Origin of the sequence: Methylocapsa acidiphila B2 (assembly GCF_000427445.1) — a bacterium.
Lineage (GTDB): Bacteria > Pseudomonadota > Alphaproteobacteria > Rhizobiales > Beijerinckiaceae > Methylocapsa > Methylocapsa acidiphila.
Genome location: NZ_KE386496.1, coordinates 1,778,506 through 1,795,968, shown reverse-complemented (window position 1 = coordinate 1,795,968; position 17,463 = coordinate 1,778,506). Strand labels below are relative to the sequence as shown.

Sequence of the window (17,463 nt, the reverse complement as noted above, 5' to 3'; positions counted from 1 at the left end):
TTGCTAGCTTCAGCTTTATTCGGCGCGACGCGGCGGGATTTGATGCGGACGACCTCCACTTTCACCGTTTTCGACCATATTCCCGAGTCGTTGCGCATCTTCGTCGCGCGCCGGGGCGCGGAGATTGCCGGCCTCGGCCTGATCGGGGTCGCCGCTGCGACCGCCCTGGCCCTGATGACCTGGTCGGTCACCGACCCGAGCTTCAATCATGCGACCGCCGGACCGGTGCGGAATCTGCTCGGCGCGCCGGGCGCAGCCGTCGCCGATTTGATCATGCAGATGCTCGGTCTCGCCGCGATCGCGCTTCTGCTTCCGCTCGGGCTTTGGGGATATCGGCTTTTGACCGCCCGGCGCCTCGAAAGGGTGAAGACGAGAGCGGTCTTGTGGCTCGCCGGCGGCGTCTTTTCGGCAGGGCTCGCCTCATTGCTTCCGGTCACCGCGAAATGGCCCTTGCCGACGGGCCTAGGCGGGGTTGTCGGCGACGCCATTCTCTTCATCCCCAACCGGCTTTTCGCGCATTTCGGCGCCGGCATGCTCGTCGTCGCGGGATGCTTGGCGGCCGCGGCGATCCTCTCGCTGTCGGCTTGCGTCGGCCTTCGCAATTATGCCGATTCCGATCTCGACGAGGATGACGACGATATCGACGAGCCGAAGCCGCGGCGCAGCGCGCGCGCCATGTCGGAAGACGAGGACGCGGCGGGGGAGCCGGGCCTCGCGCTCGTCTCGATCGGCGCTTTGATCCATGCCGGCCTCACGCTCAAGGGAGCCTTCGCGCGCGGATTGGCGCGTTGGCGAGCGCAGCGGGAAAGTCGGGCGCAGACCGTATGGGGCCGGCCGGCCGAGCGCAGCGAAAGCGGCTTCGATCGGCCGATCGATCTCGCCGTCGAGCCGTTGCAATGGCCGGAACCCCTGCCTGTCGAGCCAGCTTTCGACGCTGTGGCCTATGCGCCGCCTTCCGCCCGCGCCGCCGCGAGGGAGTCGGGAGGCGAGCTCTTCGCCGAACCGGGGCTCGATCGCGGCCCCAGTCGCAGGGTCATCGGGCCGGCGCCTGCGCCGGTCAAGCCCGGCCAGCGCGCGATCAAGGAGGCGCGGCGCGGCACCTTCGACCGCGCGGCGCGGCAGGATTATCTCGCGCCGCCGCTCAACATGCTCGCCGAGCCGAAAAAGCCGATCGCGAACAAGGTTTCCGAGGACGCGCTCAGCCAGAACGCGCGATTGCTCGAAGGCGTGCTCGAGGATTTCGGCGTCAAGGGCGAAATCATCAATGTTCGGCCGGGGCCGGTCGTCACGCTTTACGAACTCGAGCCGGCGCCCGGCATCAAATCGTCGCGCGTCATCGGGCTCGCCGACGACATCGCCCGCTCCATGTCGGCGATCTCGGCGCGCGTCGCCGTCGTCCAGGGACGTAATGCGATCGGCATCGAGCTGCCGAACCAGCGCCGCGAGACGGTGTTCTTGCGCGAATTGCTCGGCTCGGAGGATTTCGAGCAGTCGAAACATAGGCTGGCGATCGCGCTCGGCAAGACGATCGGCGGCGAGCCGATCATCGTCGATCTCGCCCGCATGCCGCATCTTCTCGTGGCCGGCACCACCGGCTCGGGCAAGTCCGTCGCCATCAACACCATGATCCTGTCGCTGCTCTACCGGCTTCGGCCGGAGGAGTGCCGCCTGATCATGGTCGATCCGAAAATGCTCGAGCTTTCCGTCTATGACGGCATCCCGCATCTGCTGACGCCGGTCGTCACCGACCCGAAGAAAGCCGTCGTGGCGCTGAAATGGGCGGTCCGCGAGATGGAGGACCGCTACAAGAAGATGTCCAAGGTCGGGGTCCGCAACATCGAGGGCTTTAACGCGCGCGTCACGGAAGCTGCCGCGAAGGGCGAGACCATCATGCGGACGGTCCAGACGGGCTATGACCGCGAGACCGGCGAGGCCATCTACGAGCACGAGGCGATGGAGCTTTCGGTCCTGCCTTTCATCGTCGTGATCGTCGACGAAATGGCCGATCTGATGATGGTCGCCGGCAAGGACATCGAGGGCGCCATCCAGCGCCTCGCCCAAATGGCGCGCGCCGCCGGCATTCACCTCATCATGGCGACGCAAAGGCCCTCGGTCGATGTCATCACCGGCACGATCAAGGCGAATTTTCCGACCCGCATCTCGTTCCAGGTCACTTCTAAGATCGACAGCCGGACGATTCTCGGGGAGCAGGGCGCCGAGCAGCTTCTCGGCCAAGGCGACATGCTCTACATGGCGGGCGGCGGGCGCATCTCGCGCGTCCATGGCCCCTTCGTCGCCGACGGCGAGGTCGAGAAGGTCGTCGCCCATTTGAAGGCGCAAGGTCAGCCCGACTATCTCGACGCGATCACCGAGGAGGAGCCGGGCGAGAGCGACGAGGGCGAGGCGGCCGCGCCGGGAAGCATGGACGCCGAAGAAGCCGGCGATCTTTACGATCGCGCCGTGAATATCGTCCTGCGCGATCGCAAATGCTCGACGAGCTATATTCAGCGCCGCCTGTCGGTCGGCTATAATAAGGCGGCCTCGCTGGTCGAACGAATGGAGCAGGAGGGGGTCGTCAGCGCCCCGAATCATTCCGGCAAGCGCACGATCCTGGTCGGCGGCGGCGTTGATCGCGGCGCCTTCGACCTCGCCTCCGGCGAATAAGCGCGAGACATGGCCGCGTTCGGGCGCGACGATGCGCCTATTTGCCCAGGCCGCGCCGGAACAGTAGGATCAAGGCCGCTCGATTGACGCAAGACAGGATTTTTCAAACGTGATTTCAGCAAGCGACGCAAGCGGCTCCTTGCCTTTGTGGCTGCCTCTTTCGGTTCTGGCTTGGCTCGCCCAAATGGCGGCCTATCACGGCGTCGGGCTCTGGCTCGAATGGTGCGACCGGACCAAAAAATTCCGCGCCTGCAAAGTCCGCGACGTCGATCGCCTGAGCTATGGCGCGCTTTTGCCGCGCGTGCTCGTCAATCAGGTCTTCGTCTTGCTGCCGGCCATGGTCGCGGCGCAATATTTCGGACTCGCTTTCGTCGGCGCGCCGCATATGAGCCTGTGGCATTTTCTCGCCGCCTTCCTGCTCATGGGCGTCGGGCATGACGTCGTCCAATATGTCGCCCATCGCGTCATCTTGCATAGGCCGAGCCTTTTTCGAACGCTCGGGCACAGCCTGCACCATTCGACAGGCGCCAGCAAAGGCGTCAGCGCCTGCTACATGACCTCGGCCGATTTCTTCCTCGAGATCGTCCTTCCCTATTTGATCCCGTTGATTCTGGTCGGGGCCGGGGCCGATATTTCCTTCCATATGATCGTTGCGGCCCTCGGCGCGATCGGCGGGCTTTACGAGCATTCCGGCTATGATTTCTCCCTCGCCCTGCCGCGAAAGGGCCTGACCGGCGTCAGGCTGCGCCTGATGAACGCGCTCGCCGCCTTGGCCTCGAGCAAGGCCCATGGCGAGCATCACTGCCGTGGCAATGTCAGCTTCAGCGACGGCTTCGGCAGCCCCGGCATTTGCGATACGGTCTTTTCGACCCGCTGGGACAAGGTAGGCGCGCAAAGCGAGCCTCACCCGGCGGAGGCCTGAGCGACCGCCGGCGCCCGGTTTAGGGATTGGCGGCCGCGCCGACGGTCCCTTCAAAGAGCTTTTCGCCGGTCTTCACCGCGCTGACTGAAATCATATCCTCCTTGGAGCCTCCTTCGGCGATTGCCCGCCGGGCGACATGCTTGATCGCGCTGCGGGCCTCCTTCTCGGACGGCCAATTGCGCTCCTCGCGATATTTTCGCGCTGGAATTTCATAGAGATAATAGGGCATGGCTCGTCTCTCCAGGCGGCGCCGGCCTGTGAGCAATGCAAATCCAGTTCCGCATAAGCAGAACCGCCGGGGCGGAACCATAAATGCCGTCATTTCCCGAGGCGACGGACCTAAAATATTTGCGCGTCGATTGAAACAGGACGCAATTCCGGCGGATCGTGGGAAGATTGCGCCAAAGCTCTGCGCGCGGCGGTTTCAAAATCCTCTCCGATCCTTTACGCTTAGAAATTGAGCAGAAAGGGCGCTGGTCAGCCAGAGCTCGCGGAGATTGGCCGCGTCGAGTCGCGTCCAGGGGTCCAGGCGAGATTTTTGCACCTGCGCCGTGAGGCCAAGAGTTTTGCGTAAAGGGTGGGCATGGCGGAGGAAACCAGGCGCGCGGCGACCATTGGCGTGGTCACCGTGTCGGACCGAGCCAGCGTCGGCCTCTACGAGGACGAAAGCGGGCCGGCGATCATCGCCTATCTGACCCGCATCCTGACGAGCCCGTTTCATATCGTCCGCCGGATCATCCCGGACGGGTTCGACTCCGTGCGGGACGCCTTGATCGACCTCGCTGACAACGCGCATTGCGATTTGATCCTGACGACCGGCGGCACGGGGCCTGCTCCGCGCGATCAGACGCCCGAGGCCACGCTCGCCGCCGCTCCGCGCGAGCTGCCGGGATTCGGCGAGCTCATGCGGCAGGAAAGCCTGAAGCAAGTTCCGACAGCGATCCTGTCGCGTCAGATCGCGGCGCATCGCGGCGCCTGCCTCGTCATTAATTTGCCGGGAAAGCCTGCTTCGATCGAAACTTGCCTCAACGCCGTTTTTCCGGCGACGCCTTATTGTCTCGACCTCATCGGCGCCGCCTATCTCGAGACGGATGCGGCGATCCTGAAATCGTTCCGGCCGAAGCAGCAATAGATGATTGGCGCGACCGACACGATGACGAAGGAGCTGACCGCCGCCGAGCGCTTCACGGCGCTTGTTTCCGATTACCAGCCGCTGCCTGGAATTCCCGACGAGTTCATCGGCGCCGACGGCCGCCCCCGCGCGCATTGGCTGCGCTATCTCGATTTCCTCACCGATCTCGGCGCGGACGACATCGGCCGCCGCTTCGCCGCCGCCGACCGCCATATTCGCGATTCCGGGGTCTCCTATCGGATCTACGGCGATTCGAACGAAAGGGCCTGGCCGCTCTCCCATGTCCCGCTGTTGATCGAGGCCGGCGATTGGCGCGAAATCGCCGAGGGCGTCGAGCAGCGAGCCGAGCTGATGGAGGAAATTCTCGCCGATATTTACGGCGAGGGGCGGCTCTTCGCGGCTGGAGACCTGCCCGCCGCCGCCGTCACCGGCTGCCCCGATTTTCTTCATCCGCTGCATGGCGTGAAGCCGCCGGGCGGCAAGTTCCTGCATATTTACGCGGCGGACATCGGCCGCGGTCCGGACGGCCGCTGGTGGGTGCTCGGCGACCGGGCCCAGGCCCCCTCCGGCGCGGGCTATGCGCTGGTCAATCGCCTCGTTCTCTCGCGCGCCTTTCCGGCCCTTTATCGGGACATGTATGTCGAGCGCCTGGCACCTTTCTTCCAGGCGTTCAAGCTCGGCCTGACCTCGATGGCGCAGCGCTCCGACCCGCGCATCTGCCTGCTGACGCCGGGCCCGTTCAACGAGACCTATTTCGAGCAGGCCTATCTCGCCCGCTATCTCGGCTTTCTGCTGGTCGAGGGCGGCGATCTCACCATGCGCGACGGCAAGGTTCACGTCCGCACCATAGCGGGGCTGAAGCGTGCTGACGTCATCTGGCGGCGCATCGACAGCGATTTCGCCGATCCGCTCGAGCTCAACGCCCGCTCCCATCTCGGCGTGCCGGGCCTCGTCGACGCCTTGCGCGAGGGCGGGGTCGTCCTCGCCAACGCCTTGGGCTCGGGCGTCCTAGAGGCGCCGGTCATGATGAGCTTCATGCCGAAGCTCTGCCGCAAATTGCTCGGCGAGGACCTCCGCCTGCCGAATATCGCGACGTGGTGGTGCGGGCAGCAGCAGGAGCGCCGCTCGGTCATCGGCGACATCGAGGAGCTCGCCATCGCCGGCGCCTTCGGCAATCCGGTCCTGCGCTTTCCGCGCAATCAGCCGGTCATTGGCGCGGCGCTCACGCCGGAGGACCGGCGCAGGCTCGTCGCCGCCATCGACGAGCGCGGCGTCGACTTCGTCGGCCAGGAGGTCGTCAATCTTTCGACCACGCCGGTCTGGCGCGACGGAAGGCTCATTCCCCGGCCCTTCGTTCTGCGCGTCTATGCGGCGCGCACGCCCAATGGCTGGAAAATCATGCCCGGCGGCTTCTGCCGCATCTCCGACCGCGCCGACGCCCGCGCCGTCTCTATGGGCGAGGGCGTGCAATCGGCCGACGTCTGGGTGCTCGCCGACAAGCCGGTCGAGATGGTCACTTTGCTGCCGACCGACGAGACGGTCCGCATCCGCCGGATCATGGGCAATTTGCCGAGCCGCGCCGCCGACAATCTCTTCTGGCTCGGCCGCTATCTCGAGCGCGCCGAAGCGACCTTGCGCGTGATCCGCTGCCTCGCTGGCCGCATGATCGACGCGGATGCGCAAACCCCGACTTCGGGATGGACGGTTGCGAAGCTCGCGAGCCTGCTCGTGACCTGGCACGCCGCGCCCGGCGCCTCGGCTTCCGATCCGATGAAACTGACCGCGCTCGCTCTCCATGGCGAGAAGGATTACGGCTCGGCTTTGTCGCTCGTGCGCGACGCCCGCCGCGCCGCTTCCTTCATTCGCGAGCGCCTCTCGCCCGACGCCTGGCGGCTGATCGGCGACGTCAATCGCGCCTTGGAAACCAATGGCAAGGGCATGCTCACGGAGGCCGAGGCCTTCGAGCATGCCGACGCCGCCTTGCGCACGATCGCGGGCATCTCCGGCCTCGCCCAGGAAAACATGAACCGCGGCGCCGGCTGGCGTCTGTTCGACGCCGGGCGGCGCGTCGAGCGCGGCATCAACGCCTGCCGCTTCGCCCGCCATTTCGCCAACAAGGACGCGCCCGCCGACGATCTCGACGTGCTGCTCGACCTCATCGATTCGCAGATCACCTATCGCTCGCGCTATTTGATGGGCGTGACGCTCAGCACGGTGCGCGACATGGTCGTGCTCGATCCGTTCAACCCGCGCTCCGTCGCCTTTCAGGTCGAGCGGCTCGACGAGCATTTGGAGAACCTGCCGCTGCTCAGCGACGACGGCATGCTCGAAGCGCCGAAGCGCCTCGTCGTCAAGCTCGGCGCCGAGATCGCGACGGCGGTCGCGGCCAAGCTCACCAATGAGGAAATCCTCGATTTCGAGAAAAGCCTTCTGAATCTAGCCGAAGCGATCGCCGCGCGCTATTTTCTGCAAGGCCCCAATGTCGCGCGGGCCGATAAATCGAGCGGGCTCGCGTGATCTACGACATTCGCCATGTGACCACCTATGAATATGGCTCGACGGTCACCTATTCGCATTGCTCCTTGCGGCTCCTGCCGAACGATTCGCCTGGGCAGAAAGTGCTTTCGAGCGAACTCAGCATCGATCCCGCGCCGGCGCAGATCACCGAGCGGACCTGCTTCTTCGGCAATCGCGTGAGCGCGCTCACGATTACGACCGCCCATCGCGAGTTGATCGTCGAGGTGCGCACCGCGATCGACGTCGATCGCCCGCGTCCGCCGCTCGCCGCCGCGACCGAGGCCTATGACGTCGTGCGCGAGCAGGCCTTCGACACGGTCTCGATCGATAAGGATTCTCCCGCGCATTTCCTGCATCCGAGCCGGTTCGCGCCACGCTTTCAGCCGGCGGCCGATTATGCGCGTGCGAGTTTCTCGCGCGGGCGCCCGATCCTCGAGGGGGCGATCGAGCTGATGCAGCGGATCAAGGCCGATTTCAAATATGACACCAAGGCCACCGTGGTCTCGACGCCGATCTCAGAGGCTTTCGAGAAGCGGCGCGGCGTGTGCCAGGACTTCGCCCATATCATGATCGCGGGCCTGCGCGGCCTCGGCCTGCCCGCCGCCTATGTCAGCGGCTATATCCGCACCATTCCGGCGCCGGGCAAAAAGCGCCTCGAAGGCGCCGACGCCATGCACGCCTGGGTCGAGGTGTGGTGCGGCGAGGATTGTGGCTGGGTCGGACTCGATCCAACCAACAATATGATGATCGGCAATGACCACATCATCCTCGCGAAAGGCCGCGACTACGCCGACATTTCCCCCGTGGCCGGGATCATCCTGGGCTCGCGCGAGCAGGATGTGGACGTGCAGGTCGATGTGGTGCCGCGGGAGCCTGCGGCGGCGTAGGGGAGGGAGGCGGTCTGAGCGCTGGCGTAAGTTCCCTAATGGGCCTTATGCGACCGATTGATATTATCATCAACGACGCATTGGCTTTGTTGCATTCGTTGGCGGCGTGCAGTGAGATCGATGGGGCTTCGCCGAGGTCTCTGCCATGTCCGATTTGACGACCAGCGCCATCTTGAAGATTGCCCGTGCCATGCCCATTTATTGGTAATCCTAGATTTCATTACCAAAAAATACATTGTGTCATCATGATAGCGCATCAAATCGATCCGATGGATGTCCAAGAGATTAAGCGAATCATCGAAGCTCTTTTCGTAACTAGCGCCTCCAACAGCGACCGAACGCGCCGCCCTATACTCAAGCCAGAAGAAGCCGCTGCTATAGTTGATAAAGTGATTAGTGATCTCGGAAGAAGAGGCTACTTTATCGGGAAACCAAGGTAAAACAATAGGGGCAGGATCAACACCGGGCCTTTTCATCTGCGGTGTTGTCTGAGTAATTATTAAGCCCCGGTCATAATTGGCCGGGGCTTTTTTGGTGCGTTAATCAAGAAAAACGCACAGCCTCTAAATCACTGTGCCGCGTTCCGTATTGGGGCTTGTGCGATGCTTAAGACAGCCCTACCGTGCAGTAGTGCGCCTTCCACCTATAGAATTTCTCAGCTTGGCCGAGATCGCACGAGAGAAACAAGAACTACGCTAGGCGAATTCCAGAAACGCTAAATAACAATATAGGTAACATATGAGAGTTGCAATAACACTTCTATGTTACGTTGTCATGGCAACTATCGCTACGACTAACGCAAATGAACAGGATCATTTGCCACTCAGAGTTGAAAAATCTACGAACCAATTTGGAGTAGAGGAAATCAAAATTACATCAGTTGCTGACTTAATTAATATAAGCTCCTTCAAAGTAAATCGTGGAAATTGCGAATTATCTGAATTCGCATGGGTTACACCGCTGTGTAAAACTGGTGACATTCCGGAAATTGACAAATGTGCAACCTTAGAAAATGGCTTAATAGGGAAACCTAGAACATCGATTCCTCTAAAATTTGGACGGTCGTGGTCGCTGTTCTTCGATAACTGTAATGTTATTGAGGTAGAAATTGAAACAGATCAAGGGGCAGAATTATATAGTTGGTCTCAATAGCTTTCAGCGGCTGACGAGCGCGATTGGCTGGGGACGCTGGGCGTCCCCATATCTAGGCACACTGGACCTTCATGCGCCGCTATGCACCGACCGAGGACTGTTAAATCCGCCGTCACCAATTGCGGCGCTTCACATGCCCGCAACCAGCGGTGCATAATTCAAGAATTATGCACCGCACGAAAACGGCTCGAAAATGGCAAGTTTGAGGGAAGCGCCGAACCCACTGTGACTATACGTAAGCCGGTCAGCAAGCTGGACGCCCGCCAGGTTAATCCAAAATTCGGACAGCTTAAGCCCGCAGTTTCATTTGCGATGCTTTCTGTGTGGATGGCCTTTCTTCTCAAAAGGACTCCCATAATAGTCGTTTCGCACATATACAAAAGAATCTCCTGGTCCCCGTAAATTTGTAAGTCTGGAATGATGCGTCATGTCGCAACTTCCGGGGCCATTTCCCTGATACCAATCCGATCCGTCAAAACAGTATCTTCTTCCAGCATCGCCATTGTCAGGGTTAGATACGACTACCGAATTACTTCCAACATAAATTGCCCGGCGTCGTCCAGCAGGTCGTCCAATTGATTCAGCGAGTGGTGCGGCAACAATGATATTGCCGTTTGGCTCAATGCCGTAAAGAAGCATTTTTGTAAAACAAAATCCAGTGCATGGATAGGCGCCGTACGCGATGGCAACAACACTGTCTGCGGCCACTGGAATACCAACCGGCCCCCCGTCGTTAATGTTGTCAGCATAATTTTTATTATTCTTATGAATTACAGCAGTTGCACAATTATTGCCTCCGTAATTACGCACTTCAGTCGAAATCCCTGTGCTGCCGCTTCCTGCATGACAAGATCGTGCAGCCACCCACCAATTAGTCGATGGTGGATAGTCTGGAACTGGGGTTATCTGTTGCGTAAATTGTTCTAAAAATGGAGCGCGGCTTGGTTGTTCAGCCAATGCATGAGAGGTGCCGTATCCTAGCCATAAGATACCAATCGCAACGCGTTTCATAATCCCCCCCTTTAACCGGCATTCCCCAAATTCAGTTGATCTGGTGAGAAGGGTGTAACTTGCGCTTTTACGCACGCCCATGCAATAACGCCCCCTGGACACGCTGCAAAATGGAGGGAATGCGTGCTCTATTAGTAGCCTTCTTGGCGGTTGGCTGAATGTTGGTTCTGGAGTCTCCTACCTGCGCTCAATATTTCGCCGTGGCTCATTATTTTTGCGCCGTATATGCCGATGATGGGTCAGATCGCGCTTATTGCGAGGTCGAGGCGACCTCAAATCGAACTTGCGATGAAGCGGTCAGAGAAGCCCTAGATTGGCGTCGATGTGTGCGTAAATCAAGAATTATGCACCGATGCCGAATAGGCGAATATTCAATCACTTAGGCTGTGCAGATATTAGGTGCGAATCTCAGACCTGGATTACTCAGTGAATCGATCGCCCCGAAAGACGGTAGACCCTCCCTCGGATACAGTCGGAGTCCGTCATTCATCTCATGGTTGGCATGATAGGCGAGGCGGATTCAACCTGTCAAGGATGCGGAGCACCGGCTGTGCCGGCGCGAGCAAAGCTCGCGTCCTTGACAGGGTTGATCCGCTCGCCAAACTCGCCGCCAAGAGATGAAGGGCGATCTGCGATTGCAAGCAGGCGCTTGCCTCATGGTTCGGGACGCGCCTCTCGCAAGGCGCTCAAATACTCCGCCAAGGTCCGGTCCAGCCGCTCGTGCATGAACGTTTTGAACGGGCGCAAATCCTCGGCGAGCGAGCCCCGCTCCAGTGTGTCGAGATAGCCTTTGCGAGCTTCGGGACGCACGGCGACAGGCAGGTAGCCGCCGCGACCGAGGCCTATGACGTCGTGCGCGCGCAGGCCTTCGACACGGTCTCGATCGATAAGGATTCGTCCGCGCATTTCCTGCATCCGAGCCGGTTCGCGCCACGCTTTCAGCCGGCGGCCGATTATGCGCGTGCGAGTTTGTCCCGTGGGCGCCCGATCCTCGAGGGGGCGATCGAGCTGATGCAGCGGATCAAGGCCGACTTCAAATATGACGCCAAGGCCACCGTGGTCTCGACGCCGATTTGGCCCTATGCGCCTGACGCGCCCGATGAGTTCGTCGATGTGGTGCTAGCGGAGGTCGTCGACGCGACGCTCGTGGTGGCGCTTGCGTTCGCAGCCTCGGCAAAATGATGATGGTGATGATGCGGCTGCGTTGCGCTGGTTGTATTGGTGGAGCTTGCGCCCGCTGAGTCGCTTGTCGTCGAATCCGACTGACCACTTTGGCTCAACTGTGACTGAATGTCCTGGGTCAGGGCCTGCGCGGCTTGCTGCGCCCCAGCGGTGTCGCCGGATTGAGCATCGGAAATCAACGTCTGCACATCGTTCATGATTGAATTTGATCCGGATGTCGAAGATGCCTGCGACGATGACCAGGGGTCGCTGCTCCCGCCGTCGCCGCTGTATGCAGCGAAGGCCGCCTGCTGGTCGGTTTGAATTTGCTTGAGGGCGGATTGGGCATCGCTAAGGTTGCCGGATTGCACGGCGGTCATCAGATTCGTCAGATCGGTCCGTATCGTCGCGCCGACCGAGCTCGCGCCCGAAGTCGGAGCGGTAGCCCCCGACGTCCCATCAATTTTTTGCGAATCCTGCTGGATGGTGGCTAGGCTCTGCTGCGCCGCGGTCATATTCCCGGACGCAACCGCCTGTTCCATCGCCTGCATCGCCTGCTGGCGCTGCTTAAAAAGATCCATGATTGACGAGTTCGCGCCCGATCCAGAAATAGCCATCGACATCGAAACACCTCATATAAAATGAGCGACAGCAAACGGTCGCCCCTCTTGCAAATACATGGCGCGGAGCGCTTGCCCGACGCTGACTTCTGGCAATCAGCGGTCGACCCTTGGATAAGGCATGCTTCCAAAATTGCTCTGGCTGGGCTGGTGGACCCTGGCGAGCCCCAGTATCTACCCATTTGCATATGAATATTGCGCGCGGCAGATTGCCAAAGTCCTCGATTCGAGCGACGTGCGGCGGAAGCTCGCGCTCTATTGCAGCAACATGGGGCGACCCTCGCTTGATCCCGAGCTTATGATCCGCATGCCGCTGGTCGGCTACCTCTATGGCGTCCGATCCGAACGGCGGCTGGTCGAGGAAGTCTATCTCAATCTAGCTTATCGCTGGTTTCGTAGCCTTCGTCCGCCTGGCAAGCCTGCGGTCTTTACATCGGCCATGCGAACGCGCCCTCAACCGATCAGGCGGAAGCGATAGGCCAGGAGGCGCTTGCCGAACACATTGAAGCTCAAGCCCGCTATGACCAAAAGCGCGCCGGCGAATTCGATAGGGCGGAGCGGCTCGGCGAAAATCAGCCATCCGCACGTCATGCCGACGACGGGGATAAGCAGCGCGAAAGGGGCGACTTCAGCGGCAGGATAATGCGCCAAGAGCCTGCTCCACAGGCCAAAGCCCAGAATCGTGCCGCCATAGGCGAGCCCTGCCACGCAAAGCGCAAGCGTCCAACTGGGATGCGAAAGCGCCTCGAACGTTCGCGTCCCATCAAGGGAGATCGAGAGCGCCAGCAGCGGCAAAGGCGCGGCGAGGCTCGACCAGATCGTGAAGGCGAACATGTCGACGCGGCCGGCGAGCTTGCCGACGATATTGCCGCAGCCCCAGCAGATCGCCGCCGCGATCACCAGCAGGAAAGGCCAAAGGCTCGCCCCGCCGAGCCGCGCGGAGCCGATGACGAGAATGCCGGCGAGGGCCAGGCTCGCGGCGGCGATTTGAACCCCGCTCGGCCTTTCGCCCAAAAGGACCCAGGCCAGAGCGATCGTCACGAAGGCTTGCAGCTGGACGACCAGCGCCGCCAGTCCGACCGGCATCCCGCGCCCAATCGCAAAAAAAAGCAGGCCGAATTGGCCGACCCCGATCAAAAGCCCATAGAGTGCGACGAGCCGGACCGGCGCCGGCGGGGCGGCCACGAAAAAGATTGCGGGGACGGCGGCGAAGGTGAAGCGCAGCGCTGTCAGCAGCAGGGGCGGCGCCTCGCGGACGCCGATCTTGATGCCGATAAAGGCGAGGCCCAGAGCAAGCGCGGCGACAAGGGCCGACAGCGTGTCGCGAGGTTTCATTGTGACGTCGCCCTATCGATAGGCCCTCTCCGGCGCAGCTGAATGTGACGAAGCATGCGTCATCCGCCTATGTGCGCCGCGCAGCCTCGACCTCGGCCGCTTTAACGAATCCTTTACCTCAAGTTGGGATTCCTTGCGCCCACGGCTTTCTGAACGTCGAAGGGTTGGCGCGGGTCCCGCTCGAAAAAGTCGAGCGACTTTATTCGGGACATGCTCAGCCTCAAACATCCCGCAGAGTCCCCTTCCTCACGAGCGCGACGCTGAATGATCACCCTGTATCATCATCCGCTCTGCCCGCATTCGCGTTTCGTCCGGCTGCTTTTGGGGGAATATGGCATCACGCCCGAGCTCATCGAGGAAAAGACCTATGAGCGCCGGCGCGAATTCTTGATCCTCGATCCGGCGGGCCAGACGCCGGTTCTGGTAGAGCAGGGCGGCATTGTGGTGCCGGGGGCCGGGACCATCGCCGAATATTTCGATGAGACGCGCGGCCTCGCTTTGGGTCGCCACAGGCTTCTGCCGGAGGACCCCGCCTCGCGGGTGGAAGTGCGCCGGCTGTTCGATTGGTTTTCCCAAAAATTCTTCCGCGAAGTCACCGATTGGCTCGTCACCGAAAAGGTCTATAAGCGTTTCATGCCGCGCGAACGCGGCGGCGGCGCGCCGGAAATGGAGCTGGTGCGCGCGGCGCGGTCCAATATCCGCACCCATCTGCGCTATATCGGCTATCTGGCGGGCGGCCGGAAATGGCTGGCCGGCGAGCAATTGTCGCACGCGGATCTCGCCGCCGCCGCGCAGCTCTCCTGCGTCGATTTTCTGGGCGATGTGCCATGGGACGAGAACGAAGCGGCGAAGCACTGGTACGCCAGGGTGAAGTCGCGCCCGGCCTTCCGCTCCCTGCTCGCCGACCGGCTGCCGGGCCTCGCCCCGACGGCGGTCTATGCGGATCTCGATTTCTGACCTCGGCCTTCGCGGAAGAGATCCGCGCGAAAGCCGAGGGGCTCGGCTTCGATGTTTGCAGAATCACGCATCCGGGCGCCATTCCTGAGGCGCCTCAGCGCCTCGCGGCCTGGCTTCAGTCCGGCGCGGCCGGCGATATGGATTGGATGGAGGAGACGCAGGAGCGCCGCAGCGATCCGCGCAAGCTCTGGCCGGAGGTTCAGAGCATCCTCATGCTCGGCATGAATTACGGCCCGCCGGGCGATTCCTTGGCGACGCTCGCGCAACAATCAGCCGGCAATATCTCCGTTTACGCGCGCGGCCGCGATTATCATGATTTGATCAAGGGCCGGCTCAAGTTGCTCGCCAGCTGGCTCGTCGCCGCGGCGCAAGGAGCCGGCATGGCGGCGGACCTCAAAGTCTTCGTCGATACGGCGCCGGTCATGGAAAAGCCTTTGGCGCAGGCGGCGGGGCTCGGCTGGCAGGGCAAGCACACGAATCTCGTCTCGCGCGATTTCGGCTCCTGGCTCTTTCTCGGCTCGATCTTCACGACCCTGAAGCTCGCGCCGGACGCGCCCGAGCGCGATCATTGCGGCAGCTGCCGCGCCTGCCTCGACATATGTCCGACCAAGGCCTTTCCGCGGCCCTATGCGCTCGATGCGCGCCGTTGCATTTCCTATCTGACGATCGAGCACAAAGGCCATATCGCGCCGGAGCTGCGGCCGCTCGTCGGCAATCGGATCTATGGCTGCGACGATTGTCTCGCGGTCTGCCCCTGGAACAAATATGCGGCCGCAGCCAGAGAGGCGAAGCTTCAGCCGCGCGAGGATCTTCTCGCCCCGCCGCTCGCCGATTTGCTTCGCCTTGACGACGCCGCTTTTCGGCGGTTCTTTGCCGGCGAGCCCATCAAGCGGCTGGGCTCCGCCCGATTTGCGCGCAATCTCCTGATCGCCGCCGGCAATTCCGGCGACGCGGCGCTTCTCCCCTTGGTCGAGGGCCGGCTCGGCGACGCCTCGCCGCTCGTGCGCGCCATGGCGGTCTGGGCGCTCGCGCGGCTCGCGTCGCGCAGCAGGTTGAGCGAGATCGCGCTGCGTTGGCGCGCGGGTGAGAAGGACCCGGCGGTGGAAGCGGAATGGGCGGCCGCGCTCGACGGCGTGGATGTCGCCAAGGAAAGTCGGCTGTCATGAAGCTTTTCGCCTTTGGCCTCGGCTATTGCGCGCGCCATTTCCTCACCCGCTTCGGCTCTTCCTTCGACGAGGTCAGCGGCACGGTCCGCAGCGCCGAAAAGGCGCGGACGCTCGCGGAGGAGAATATCGAGGCGCTCCTCTTCGGCCCTCAAGGCGCCGATCCAGCCATCGACCAGCGCGTCGCCGCCGCCGACGTTCTCCTTGTGTCGGCGCCGCCGGAGGTCTCGGTCGATCCCGTCCTGTCGCGCTTCGGCAAGAAGATCGCGGCGCTGCGGCGGCCGCAGACGATCGTCTATCTTTCGACCATCGGCGTCTATGGCGATCGGGGCGGCGAATGGGTCGATGAGACCAGCGCGCCGATGCCGACCTCCCCGCGTTCGCAAGCGAGGCTTCAAGCCGAGAAATCCTGGATGGCGATCGGCAAGAGCCCCGACAAGAAGGTCCGCATCCTGCGTCTCGCTGGCATCTATGGGCCGGGGCGCAATGCGCTTGCGGGCCTCAAGGCCGGGACCGCCCGCCGACTGGTTAAGGCGGACCAGGTCTTCAACCGAATTCACGTCGAGGATGTGAGCCGAGCCATAGCCCACGCCTTGATTTACGAAGGGCCCGACGCCGTCTTCAATGTGAGCGATGACGCGCCCGCGCCGCCGCAGGATGTCGTCACCTTCGCGGCCATGCTGATGGGGATCGAGCCGCCGCCCGAGCAGGATGTCGCGACGGCGGAGATGACGCCTCTCACCCGCAGCTTCTATGCGGAGAATAAAAGGGCCGCGAACCGGAAGCTGAAGGAAGAACTGGGCGTCGAGCTCGCCTATCCGACCTATCGCGTCGGACTTGAGGCGCTCTGGGAGGCGGGGGAAGGGCGGGAGTGAGGCAGGATCGCGCCTCTTTCGGCGCGGCCTCCGCCTGCAGAGGTTGCTTCTTTTGTGAATAGCTCGCTGTAAGGTTGCATGAAACTTTGCTAAGGTCTCGCCATGCGTGACCGAGCCGATTCAACCTCGCTCAATTGGGACGATCTCCGCTATTTCGCCGCGCTGGCGCGGCATGGCAGCCTGTCGGCGGTGTCCCGCGCCTTACGCGTCAACCACGCCACGGTTGCGCGCCACATCGCCAATCTGGAGCGAACGCTGAAGCTGAGCCTGTTCGAGCGGCGCGCCGACGGCTATATCCTGACCTCGGACGGCCGCGCGGCGCTCGAGGCCGCGAATGTCATGGACGATGCGGCGGCGGCGGTCTTGCGGCGGGTCGGCCGAAGCGCCGAGGTCAGCGGTTGCGTGCGTCTGACTCTGTCGCGGGTCCTCGCCGATGGATTTCTCGTCGATCGGCTCGGCGACGTCCGCGAGCGCCATCCCTCGCTGGACCTGGAGATCATCATCGAGTCCAAGGTCCTGAATCTGGCGAAACGGGAAGCTGACGTCGCCTTGCGCTTCGTCCGTCCGGCAGATGGCGGCCTTATCGCGCAGCGCGTGGCCTCCGCCGGCTTTGCGTTTTATGCTTCGCCGCAATATCGGGAGCGCCTCGCCGCGGGCGAGCCGCCGTCCCTCATCGGCTACGACGAGGAAAGCGGCTTCTCCGCCGAGGCGGCATGGATGGCGCGCCGCTTCGGAGACGCTCGATTTTCATTTCGGAGCAATAGCCAAGCCTCGCAGGCCGCCGCCGCGCGCGCTGGCTTCGGCGTCGCTCTTCTCCCCCGCTATTTGGCGAGCGGAGACGCGAGCCTCGTCGAATTTCCCTTCGGCGAGCTGCCCGTCGCGCATGACATCTGGCTGCTGATCCGCTCTGATCTGGCGAAGGTTCCGCGGGTGAAAGCGGTGTCCGAGTTCATTGTCGATTTATTCTCGCGCGAGGCGAAGCTCTTCGCTGGCGGCTGATCTGCGATTTTGGTTCAGCCTGGCGCTTTTTTTCTGAACATATTGGCGAGATTGTCCCAGAGCTCGAT

General features: G+C 62.2%; 15 protein-coding genes and 1 pseudogene. 12 read left to right on the top strand and 4 right to left on the bottom strand.

Annotated elements, in window-relative coordinates:
* The first annotated feature begins 42 nt into the window (after positions 1–42).
* Both METAC_RS0110610 and METAC_RS0110605 read left to right on the top strand, forming a co-directional pair.
* The gene (locus METAC_RS0110610) at positions 43–2,664 is read left to right on the top strand and encodes an FtsK/SpoIIIE family DNA translocase (RefSeq protein WP_026607014.1); all 2,622 of its coding nucleotides are present in this window, start codon (positions 43–45) and stop codon (positions 2,662–2,664) included.
* Between the two features lie 109 nt (positions 2,665–2,773).
* Complete coding sequence (locus METAC_RS0110605; RefSeq protein ID WP_245257464.1) at positions 2,774–3,586, top strand: sterol desaturase family protein; 813 nt, start codon at positions 2,774–2,776, stop codon at positions 3,584–3,586.
* A gap of 19 nt (positions 3,587–3,605) precedes the next feature.
* Here the strand turns inward: METAC_RS0110605 and METAC_RS0110600 are convergent, their stop codons facing one another.
* On the bottom strand, positions 3,606–3,815 hold the full coding sequence (locus tag METAC_RS0110600; protein ID WP_026607012.1) for a hypothetical protein: 210 nt from the start codon (positions 3,813–3,815) through the stop codon (positions 3,606–3,608).
* A 354-nt stretch (positions 3,816–4,169) separates the two neighbouring features.
* On the opposite strand from METAC_RS0110600, the gene mog reads away from it, so the two are divergent.
* The 4 genes from mog to METAC_RS26460 all read left to right on the top strand — a co-directional run bounded on the left by mog (position 4,170) and on the right by METAC_RS26460 (position 9,274).
* A complete protein-coding gene (mog, locus tag METAC_RS0110595; protein WP_026607011.1) occupies positions 4,170–4,718 on the top strand; it encodes a molybdopterin adenylyltransferase in 549 nt (182 codons plus the stop codon).
* On the top strand, positions 4,719–7,235 hold the full coding sequence (locus METAC_RS0110590) for a circularly permuted type 2 ATP-grasp protein (protein ID WP_156898181.1): 2,517 nt from the start codon (positions 4,719–4,721) through the stop codon (positions 7,233–7,235). It abuts the gene before it with no gap.
* On the top strand, positions 7,232–8,122 hold the full coding sequence (locus METAC_RS0110585) for a transglutaminase family protein (RefSeq protein ID WP_026607009.1): 891 nt from the start codon (positions 7,232–7,234) through the stop codon (positions 8,120–8,122). The genes METAC_RS0110590 and METAC_RS0110585 overlap by 4 nt, the downstream gene beginning before the upstream one ends.
* A 774-nt stretch (positions 8,123–8,896) precedes the next feature.
* On the top strand, positions 8,897–9,274 hold the full coding sequence (locus METAC_RS26460; RefSeq protein ID WP_156898180.1) for a hypothetical protein: 378 nt from the start codon (positions 8,897–8,899) through the stop codon (positions 9,272–9,274).
* Between the two features lie 303 nt (positions 9,275–9,577).
* On the opposite strand, the gene METAC_RS26455 is transcribed toward METAC_RS26460, so the two are convergent.
* Positions 9,578–10,366, bottom strand: coding sequence for a hypothetical protein (locus METAC_RS26455; protein ID WP_156898179.1), 789 nt, complete (start codon positions 10,364–10,366; stop codon positions 9,578–9,580).
* 639 nt (positions 10,367–11,005) lie between these two features.
* On the opposite strand from METAC_RS26455, the gene METAC_RS0110570 reads away from it, so the two are divergent.
* Complete coding sequence (locus tag METAC_RS0110570) at positions 11,006–11,467, top strand: hypothetical protein (protein WP_026607006.1); 462 nt, start codon at positions 11,006–11,008, stop codon at positions 11,465–11,467.
* Here the strand turns inward: METAC_RS0110570 and METAC_RS26450 are convergent.
* Positions 11,365–12,069: a hypothetical protein gene (locus METAC_RS26450; protein ID WP_156898178.1), complete on the bottom strand. Its 705-nt coding sequence runs from the start codon at positions 12,067–12,069 to the stop codon at positions 11,365–11,367. The genes METAC_RS0110570 and METAC_RS26450 overlap by 103 nt on opposite strands.
* 187 nt (positions 12,070–12,256) lie before the next feature.
* On the opposite strand from METAC_RS26450, the pseudogene METAC_RS27535 reads away from it, so the two are divergent.
* A pseudogene (locus tag METAC_RS27535) lies at positions 12,257–12,469 on the top strand (transposase); the annotation flags it as partial.
* A 50-nt stretch (positions 12,470–12,519) separates the two neighbouring features.
* On the opposite strand, the gene METAC_RS0110550 reads toward METAC_RS27535, so the two are convergent.
* Positions 12,520–13,401, bottom strand: coding sequence for an EamA family transporter (locus METAC_RS0110550; RefSeq protein ID WP_026607003.1), 882 nt, complete (start codon positions 13,399–13,401; stop codon positions 12,520–12,522).
* A gap of 264 nt (positions 13,402–13,665) precedes the next feature.
* Here METAC_RS0110550 and METAC_RS0110545 point away from each other — a divergent pair, with 264 nt between their 5' ends.
* The 4 genes from METAC_RS0110545 to METAC_RS0110530 all read left to right on the top strand — a co-directional run bounded on the left by METAC_RS0110545 (position 13,666) and on the right by METAC_RS0110530 (position 17,395).
* Positions 13,666–14,358, top strand: coding sequence for a glutathione S-transferase family protein (locus METAC_RS0110545; RefSeq protein WP_026607002.1), 693 nt, complete (start codon positions 13,666–13,668; stop codon positions 14,356–14,358).
* On the top strand, positions 14,256–15,524 hold the full coding sequence (gene queG, locus METAC_RS0110540) for a tRNA epoxyqueuosine(34) reductase QueG (RefSeq protein ID WP_084143968.1): 1,269 nt from the start codon (positions 14,256–14,258) through the stop codon (positions 15,522–15,524). Before METAC_RS0110545 ends, queG begins: the two co-directional genes overlap by 103 nt.
* Positions 15,521–16,396 carry an SDR family oxidoreductase gene (locus METAC_RS0110535; RefSeq protein WP_026607000.1) on the top strand — a complete coding sequence of 292 codons (876 nt, stop codon included), beginning with the start codon at positions 15,521–15,523 and terminating at the stop codon, positions 16,394–16,396. Before queG ends, METAC_RS0110535 begins: the two co-directional genes overlap by 4 nt.
* 102 nt (positions 16,397–16,498) lie before the next feature.
* Positions 16,499–17,395, top strand: a complete 897-nt coding sequence (locus METAC_RS0110530) for a LysR family transcriptional regulator (RefSeq protein WP_026606999.1) — start codon at positions 16,499–16,501, stop codon at positions 17,393–17,395.
* Positions 17,396–17,463: the final 68 nt, after the last annotated feature.

What these genes read in the sequence shown, in the direction of transcription:
- METAC_RS0110530 (WP_026606999.1), top strand. Translation starts at nt 16,499, where the DNA reads ATGCGTGACCGAGCCGATTCAACCTCGCTCAATTGGGACGATCTCCGC.
- METAC_RS0110545 (WP_026607002.1), top strand. Translation starts at nt 13,666, where the DNA reads ATGATCACCCTGTATCATCATCCGCTCTGCCCGCATTCGCGTTTCGTC.
- mog (WP_026607011.1), top strand. Translation starts at nt 4,170, where the DNA reads ATGGCGGAGGAAACCAGGCGCGCGGCGACCATTGGCGTGGTCACCGTG.
- METAC_RS0110590 (WP_156898181.1), top strand. Translation starts at nt 4,719, where the DNA reads ATGATTGGCGCGACCGACACGATGACGAAGGAGCTGACCGCCGCCGAG.
- METAC_RS26460 (WP_156898180.1), top strand. Translation starts at nt 8,897, where the DNA reads ATGGCAACTATCGCTACGACTAACGCAAATGAACAGGATCATTTGCCA.
- METAC_RS0110600 (WP_026607012.1), bottom strand. Translation starts at nt 3,815, where the DNA reads ATGCCCTATTATCTCTATGAAATTCCAGCGCGAAAATATCGCGAGGAG.
- METAC_RS0110610 (WP_026607014.1), top strand. Translation starts at nt 43, where the DNA reads ATGCGGACGACCTCCACTTTCACCGTTTTCGACCATATTCCCGAGTCG.
- METAC_RS26450 (WP_156898178.1), bottom strand. Translation starts at nt 12,069, where the DNA reads ATGTCGATGGCTATTTCTGGATCGGGCGCGAACTCGTCAATCATGGAT.
- METAC_RS0110535 (WP_026607000.1), top strand. Translation starts at nt 15,521, where the DNA reads ATGAAGCTTTTCGCCTTTGGCCTCGGCTATTGCGCGCGCCATTTCCTC.
- METAC_RS0110550 (WP_026607003.1), bottom strand. Translation starts at nt 13,401, where the DNA reads ATGAAACCTCGCGACACGCTGTCGGCCCTTGTCGCCGCGCTTGCTCTG.
- METAC_RS26455 (WP_156898179.1), bottom strand. Translation starts at nt 10,366, where the DNA reads ATGGGCGTGCGTAAAAGCGCAAGTTACACCCTTCTCACCAGATCAACT.